General features: G+C 67.3%; 8 protein-coding genes. 4 read left to right on the forward strand and 4 right to left on the reverse strand.

The window, feature by feature from the left end; all coding sequences use genetic code 11:
• Positions 1–6: 6 nt before the first annotated feature.
• Together glp and ACFC4D_RS29625 are read right to left on the reverse strand one after the other, a co-directional pair.
• Entirely contained in the window at positions 7–1,266 is a 1,260-nt protein-coding gene (glp, locus tag ACFC4D_RS29620) for a gephyrin-like molybdotransferase Glp (RefSeq protein WP_364642334.1), read from the reverse strand.
• Positions 1,267–1,317: 51 nt separating this feature from the next.
• A complete protein-coding gene (locus ACFC4D_RS29625) occupies positions 1,318–2,232 on the reverse strand; it encodes a UTP--glucose-1-phosphate uridylyltransferase (RefSeq protein WP_364642337.1) in 915 nt (304 codons plus the stop codon).
• Between the two features lie 248 nt (positions 2,233–2,480).
• Between ACFC4D_RS29625 and ACFC4D_RS29630 the strand changes: the two genes are divergently transcribed.
• The 4 genes from ACFC4D_RS29630 to mscL all read left to right on the forward strand — a co-directional run bounded on the left by ACFC4D_RS29630 (position 2,481) and on the right by mscL (position 4,824).
• Positions 2,481–3,056, forward strand: coding sequence for a 5-formyltetrahydrofolate cyclo-ligase (locus ACFC4D_RS29630; protein WP_376068226.1), 576 nt, complete (start codon positions 2,481–2,483; stop codon positions 3,054–3,056).
• Between the two features lie 84 nt (positions 3,057–3,140).
• Entirely contained in the window at positions 3,141–3,473 is a 333-nt protein-coding gene (locus ACFC4D_RS29635; RefSeq protein ID WP_376068228.1) for an FmdB family zinc ribbon protein, read from the forward strand.
• A 134-nt stretch (positions 3,474–3,607) separates the two neighbouring features.
• Positions 3,608–4,288: an SAF domain-containing protein gene (locus tag ACFC4D_RS29640; RefSeq protein WP_376068230.1), complete on the forward strand. Its 681-nt coding sequence runs from the start codon at positions 3,608–3,610 to the stop codon at positions 4,286–4,288.
• Between the two features lie 128 nt (positions 4,289–4,416).
• Positions 4,417–4,824, forward strand: a complete 408-nt coding sequence (gene mscL / locus ACFC4D_RS29645) for a large conductance mechanosensitive channel protein MscL (RefSeq protein ID WP_364642349.1) — start codon at positions 4,417–4,419, stop codon at positions 4,822–4,824.
• 114 nt (positions 4,825–4,938) lie between these two features.
• On the opposite strand, the gene ACFC4D_RS29650 is transcribed toward mscL, so the two are convergent.
• Together ACFC4D_RS29650 and ACFC4D_RS29655 are read right to left on the reverse strand one after the other, a co-directional pair.
• On the reverse strand, positions 4,939–5,619 hold the full coding sequence (locus ACFC4D_RS29650) for an MspA family porin (RefSeq protein ID WP_375964701.1): 681 nt from the start codon (positions 5,617–5,619) through the stop codon (positions 4,939–4,941).
• Positions 5,620–5,683: 64 nt separating this feature from the next.
• Positions 5,684–6,364: an MspA family porin gene (locus ACFC4D_RS29655; RefSeq protein WP_364642355.1), complete on the reverse strand. Its 681-nt coding sequence runs from the start codon at positions 6,362–6,364 to the stop codon at positions 5,684–5,686.
• Between the last annotated feature and the right edge of the window lie 260 nt (positions 6,365–6,624).

A 6,624-nucleotide genomic window follows, 5' to 3' on the forward strand; every position in this document is an offset into this window, starting at 1 on the left:
AAGGCCTCAGCCTCGCTGCGCGAGGAAGGCGACCCGCACCTCGTCACCGGTACGCACCTCGGTGACATCGGGATCGATCACGATCAGGCTGTTGGCCTCGGCCATGGTGGCCAGCAGATGCGAGGACGCGCCGTTCGGCCCGCCCAGCGGCTGCACCAGATAATCGCCGGTCTGCTCATCGCGCATCAGTTGCGCGCGCAGATAACCCCGCCTGCCGGGAATGGAGGCGATCGGCAGAATCGTGCGCGCCCGCACCACCCGGCGCATGGGATGTCTGCGCCCCAGCGCGATTCGAATCAGCGGCCGCACCATCACCTCGAAAACCACCAGCGCGCCAACGGGATTCGACGGCAGCAGGAAGGTCGGCACCTCATCGCGGCCCAGCAGGCCGAAACCCTGCACCGAACCCGGATGCATGGCGACGCGGGTGATCTCCAATTCGCCCAGGCCCTCCAGGGCCTCGCGGATCTGCTCGGACGCCCAGCCACCCACCGCGCCCGCGATCACCACGACCTCGGAGCGAACCAGCTGACCCTCCACCACATCCCGCAGGCGTTTGGGATCGGCGCTGACAATGCCCACGCGGTTCACATCCGCGCCCGCATCGCGCGCGGCCGCCGCCAGGGCATAGGAGTTCACGTCGTAGACCTGGCCCGGTCCGGGCGTGCGATCGATATCGACCAGCTCACCGCCCACCGAGAGCACCGACAGGCGCGGGCGCGGATGCACCAGCACCTTGTCCCGGCCCACCGCCGCGAGCAGGCCCACCTGGGCCGGGCCGATGATGGTGCCCGCGCGCACCGCCAGATCGCCCGGCTGCACGTCATCGCCGATGCGGCGCACGTAATCGCCCGAGCGCACCGGCTCGTACACCTTCACCCGGGCGCGCCCGCCATCGGTGAAATCAAGCGGCAGAACGGCATCCGCGAGCGTCGGCAGCGGAGCGCCGGTATCCACGCGCACGGTCTGGCGCGGTTGCAGGCGAATGGGCTGGCGCGAACCGGCCGCGACCTCGCCGACCACCGGCAGCGTCAGCTCGACCGGTTCGCCGTCCTCACCGCGAATATCGGCGCCCGCGCCGGAAACATCCACGCTGCGCACGGCATAACCGTCGATGGCGGCCTGATCGAAACCCGGTAGCGGACGCTCGGTGACCACATCCTCGGCGCACAGCAGTCCCTGGGCCTCCGAGATAGCGACCCGAACGGGCCGCGGCGCCACAGCCGCCGCGGTCACCTTGATCTGCTGATCCTCAACCGAGCGCATGCCGCCCTTCCCTGGTCTCGCGCACTAACCACACCCCGTCGGCGGCATCGCTCATTCGTGCGAGGTGAGCCGCTGCTCCAGCCACTCGCGCAGGGCGGGACCGTATTCCTCACGTTCCAAAGCGAAATCGACCGCAGCACGAAGATAGCCGCCCGGGTTACCCAGATCGTGTCGCGACCCACGGTGCACCACAACGTGAACGGGATGTCCCTCGGAGATGAGCAGGGCGATCGCGTCGGTCAACTGCAACTCGCCGCCCGCGCCCGGGGTGATCCGGCGCAGCGCGTCGAAGATGGCGCGGTCCAACAGGTATCGGCCCGCGGCGGCGAAAGTGGACGGCGCCTGCTCCATCGGCGGCTTCTCCACCATGCCGTTGACCTTGAGCACATCGGCGTCCGCACCGGGCAGCACCTCGACGTCGAAGACGCCGTACGCGCTGACCTCCTCCTTCGGCACGTCGATGGCGCACAGCACCGAACCGCCGTAGGTGGCGCGCACTTCGGCCATCGCGCACAGCACACCGCTGGGCAGCACCAGATCATCGGGCAGCAGCACCGCGATGGCGCTCTCATCGGCGTCCAGCACCGATTCCGCCTGTGCCACCGCATGACCCAGGCCGAGCGGCTCCTCCTGCACCACCGAGGTGACGTCCAACAGCGCCGGGGCCTTGCGCACCTTCTCCAGCAGGTGATGCTTACCGCGCTCCTCGAGGGTGCTCTCCAGCACCAGATCCTCGACGAAATGCGCTACCACGCCGTCTTTTCCGGGCGAGGTCACGATCACCAGCCGGGAGGCGCCGGAATCCGCGGCCTCCGCGGCGACCAATTCGATGCCCGGGGTGTCGACCACCGGTAGCAGCTCCTTGGGCACCGTCTTGGTCGCGGGCAGGAACCTCGTGCCGAGCCCCGCCGCGGGCACCACCGCGGTGCGGAAGCACGACTCGGCTCCGCCGCCATTAGCTGTCATGAGCTCACCCTATCCATCCGTCTGGAGCGTCGTCGCGGCCGAAGCAACGCCCCGACGTCCCCGAGAGCCTAAGCGTCCGGCGCGCACCGAGCGCACCGAACGCGGGACCGCGGGCGCGCGAAGCCATACCCATCGGGCATGTGCGCACCCCTTCCACCACTTCATACCCACTCCCGCCACCGCGAACAGTGCTGAGCGCCACATAGTCGGTGATCGGGACGCGCGGCGCGGGCGCATATCGTTGGGGCGTGAGCGAAGTGCGGGACAAGGCGGCCTGGCGCGGCGAGATCCTGGCGCGGCGCAAGGCGATCACTCCCGGACAACGGGAACGCGAGGCCGAGGCCCTGGCTCGGCACGCCGCGGCGCTGGTCGAAACGGTCACCTGGATCTGCGCGTATGTGCCGGTCGGGGGCGAACCGGGATCGCTCGCGATGCTGGACGCGCTGCGGGCCGCGGGCGCGCGGGTGCTGCTGCCGGTGACCGGTGAGCCGGGTCCGCTGGAGTGGGCCGAGTACGAAGGTCCGGAGCGGTTGCGGCGCGGGCGATTCGGGCTGCGCGAGCCCGAGGGCGCACCCATCGCCGATGCCCTGCGGCTGGCGGAGATGATTCTGATTCCGGCGCTGGCGGTGGATCGGAGTGGGACACGGCTGGGTCGCGGCGCGGGTTATTACGATCGAAGTCTGAACGCGAGCCGAGCCGATGCCCGATTGATCGCGGTGGTGCGGGACGATGAGGTTGTCGCGCATTTGCCGCGCGAATCGCACGACCATCGAATGGGATGGGCGCTGACACCGTTCGGCGGACTGCGCGAGCTGGACGAATAACCCGGGAATTGACACCCGATTGGCAGTGTTGGCACTGTCATCTGTAGAGTGCTAGATCGACGAAGACCGTGGAGAGGTTTCCCGATGCCTACTTACTCGTACGCCTGCACCGAGTGCGACAACAAGTTCGACATCGTGCAGTCCTTCTCCGATGACGCGCTCACCACGTGTGATCGCTGCAATGGAAAGCTGCGCAAGCTTTTCAACTCGGTCGGCATCGTATTCAAGGGCAGCGGTTTCTACCGCACCGACAGCCGCAACGGCACCACCTCCAGCGAGGCCGCCAAGCCCGCGTCCACCTCGGACAGCGGCAGCTCCAACGGTTCGAGCGGCGGTTCCAACGGTGCGAGCGGCGGTAGCTCCACCCCGGCCGCGACCACCTCGGCCCCGAGCTCGAACAGCACCTCCGCGGCCTGATCCGCGCGCCCGGACCGTAGCTCCGACCGAGGCGAATTCGGTTCGTTCCGACCGATATCCACAGCGTCGAAGTTATCCACAGCCGACCCTTTTCGAGGGTCGGCTGATCTGTGCCCGGGCCTAGGCTTCCGGGCATGATCCGCTTGCGCACACCCGGCCGCGATGCCGATCTCGGCCGCGGTTCCCGCCTCGAATCCATCACGTCCGCACTCCCGCCATGGGCCGATGGCGTACTGCTGCGGCGCATTTCGGCCCTCGCGCTACTGCTGCTCGCCGCCGTCCTCGCGGTGCGCGGCGATCCGGCGGGCGGACATACCGAGGTGCTGGTCGCCGCCCGCGAACTGCCGCCCGGTCACGTCCTGGCCGATGGCGATCTGCGGCCCGCGCCCAGGGAGACGAGCGCCCTCCCCGACGGTGCGATTCGCGAGCCCGGCGCACTGCGCGGCGCGACCCTGACCGGCGCGGTCGCACCCGGTGAGATCCTCACCGAACTGCGCGTCATCGGCCCCCGCCTGGCCGCCGTGGCCGCCCACTCCCCCGATGCTCGCATCGTCCCGATTCGCCTGGCCGACAACGCCGTTGCCGATATCCTGCGCGCCGGTGACCGCGTCGACGTGGTCGCCGCCGAGGAGTCCGGCAGCGGTGGCCGCCCCGCCCGCCTACTCGCCACCGACGCCGCCGTGGTGCTGGCTCCCGGCGCGAACACCACCCCGGGCAAGGACGAACGTGTGGTCCTGGTGGCCCTGGACTCCCGCCGCGCCACGGCCGTCGCCGCGGCATCCCTGCGCACCGCGCTCACCGTCGTGTTCCACTGACCCGGCCGCCGCGTGAACTAGCATCGCCACTACCCGTTTTACGAGTTCCGCCCCGTTTCCAGGGGTTCGGGGGCACGCCCCCGCACGCATCCAGGCTCCACCCCGCTTACGCAGAGGAGTTTCCGGCAATGCTCAAGGGTTTCAAGGATTTCCTGCTTCGTGGCAATGTCGTCGATCTGGCCGTCGCGGTCGTCATCGGCACGGCGTTCGTGGCCGTTGTGACCGCTTTCAGCAATGGGGTCATCAATCCGCTGCTCGCGGTATTCGGCGGCAGCAATGAACTCGGGCTCGGGTTCCAATTGGTGGCGGACAAACCCGCGACCTTCGTCGCCATCGGGCCGATCATCACGGCGGCGCTGGACTTCCTCATCATCGCGGCGCTGCTGTACTTCATTCTGGTGGTTCCGGCCACCAAGGCCAAGGCGCGCTGGGGCAGTACCGAGACCCCGCTCTCGGATAATGAAGTGCTGGTGCAGATTCGGGATCTGCTCGCCGAGGGCCGGAACGGCACCGCCGGGGGCAGGCACGAGAGCTGAAACCCCTGGTCGGCGCGAAAGCCGAAGCCGGGCGCGAATTTACGCAAAAGAAACGCGAACACGAACGGGCCCGGCGCGAAATGCGCCGGGCCCGTTCGTCTTACGTGATCGAGATCAGCCGATCGAGAACGGCTGGCCCCACAGGGTGACCCAGGTGATCACATTGTCGGTCTCGACCTCGACGCTGACGAAGGCACGCGCCTGGGCGTAGCCCGCGCAGCCGTTCAGGCCGATGGTCTCGTCCGCCCAGGTGACCGAGCCGCTGTTGCCCTTGAAGGCATTGCGGACCTTGTGGGTCTCCGAGCCGAAGTCGTCGGCCTGCTCCAGGTCGAGCACGTAGAACGACTTCGCCTGGCCGGGGCCGAGATTCAGGTTGCCGCCGCCGGTGGCGCCGGCCGACGGGGTGACATTGCCCGAGCTGTCCCAGGAAGCGCCACCGGTGGCTCCGGCGCTGGTGTCACCACCGGCGATGTTCACCTGGCAGCCGACCACGTAACCGGGGAAGATCTTGCCGCCGGTCGCGGTGGTGTCACCGGAGATGTTGACCTGCGCCGAGGCCGACACCCACGCGTTGCGGTGCAGCGGGGTGGCGCCCATGGACGGGTTGATGTTGGCGGATTCGCCGACGAGCTTGACGTTGACGACGGTGCCATCGGACAGGGTCTTGGTGAGTTCGCCGCCCGGCAGGCCGACGAACGTATCGGCGTTGGCAGCGCCGGTGGAGAACAGGCCAAGAGCGGCGGTTGCGACGGCGCCGACACCGGCCACCCGCGCCACAGTCTTACGGATGTTCATTACAGTTTTCCCTCGAGGGTTGAATTCGCTTGCGCGAGAAGTGATTTGGCGGGGGTGACCACTATCAGCCGATGCTGAACGGCTGGCCGTACAGGGTGGTCTTGGAGTAGTGATCGCCGATGACCTCGACGGTGGTGTACGACCGCGCCTGGGCGTAACCCGCGCAACCCTGGAGCTGGATTTCGGCATCCTGGTACTCGACCGCGTAGGTACCCGGCTTCAGGATGTCCTTGTAATCGATCTGGACGAACTTGACTTCACCCGGGCCGAGGTTGACGCCGATGGAGCCGCCGACCGAGGCATCGCTGAGGCTGATGCCGCCGGAAAGTCCCGCGGTGATGGCGTTATCGGCGATGTTCACCTGGCAGCCGACGATGTAGCCGGTGCTCAGCTGAGAGGCGCCATGGGTGGAGGAATTGTTGGAGCCGTTGCCATTGGCAGGTCCGTTGTTGGGTCCGATCGTGCCATCGGGGGTCTCGGTGACCTCGGCGACGGCATTGCCGGTGACCCACACGACGCGGCCAGCGCCATTGGAGGACAACGACGGTGAAATGATGGCGTGCTCACCCGTACGGGTGATCGTCACAGTTCCACTGGGCGCAGCCTTCTGACCGTCCGGCAACGGTACGAAGGTATCGGCATTAGCGGCACCAGTCGAAAAAAGGCCGATGGCCACGGCCGCGGCAGCGCCGATACCCGCAATGCGGGCACCACGACGCAGACCGTGGGTGCGGTTCTCGCTCATACTTCCCCTCATCAGGTTTCTTGCGGTCAACCTCGACCACCGAGGTTGAAATGGGGCTCTTGGGGAACCCCGGGTAAGTTTGTCGCCACATTGTTGCCACTGTGTTACTGCTAACAAATTCTTAATGTGTAGCGACGCAGGGCACTTTACATCACCGTTGTGATCCGTGAGGTGTGAGAGAACCGAATCCAGTGCACCCGCACAAGTCCCGGATCTATCCCCCGATGTATGTCGAGAATGCTATGGATAGCAAAAGGGGC

The sequence above is a fragment of the Nocardia sp. NPDC056000 genome (assembly GCF_042269265.1).
In the GTDB taxonomy this organism is placed as follows: Bacteria; Actinomycetota; Actinomycetes; order Mycobacteriales; family Mycobacteriaceae; genus Nocardia.

Coding starts and splice junctions, on each gene's coding strand:
- glp (WP_364642334.1), bottom strand. CDS start 1,266: ATGCGCTCGGTTGAGGATCAGCAGATCAAGGTGACCGCGGCGGCTGTG.
- ACFC4D_RS29625 (WP_364642337.1), bottom strand. CDS start 2,232: ATGACAGCTAATGGCGGCGGAGCCGAGTCGTGCTTCCGCACCGCGGTG.
- ACFC4D_RS29635 (WP_376068228.1), top strand. CDS start 3,141: ATGCCTACTTACTCGTACGCCTGCACCGAGTGCGACAACAAGTTCGAC.
- ACFC4D_RS29640 (WP_376068230.1), top strand. CDS start 3,608: ATGATCCGCTTGCGCACACCCGGCCGCGATGCCGATCTCGGCCGCGGT.
- mscL (WP_364642349.1), top strand. CDS start 4,417: ATGCTCAAGGGTTTCAAGGATTTCCTGCTTCGTGGCAATGTCGTCGAT.
- ACFC4D_RS29650 (WP_375964701.1), bottom strand. CDS start 5,619: ATGAACATCCGTAAGACTGTGGCGCGGGTGGCCGGTGTCGGCGCCGTC.
- ACFC4D_RS29655 (WP_364642355.1), bottom strand. CDS start 6,364: ATGAGCGAGAACCGCACCCACGGTCTGCGTCGTGGTGCCCGCATTGCG.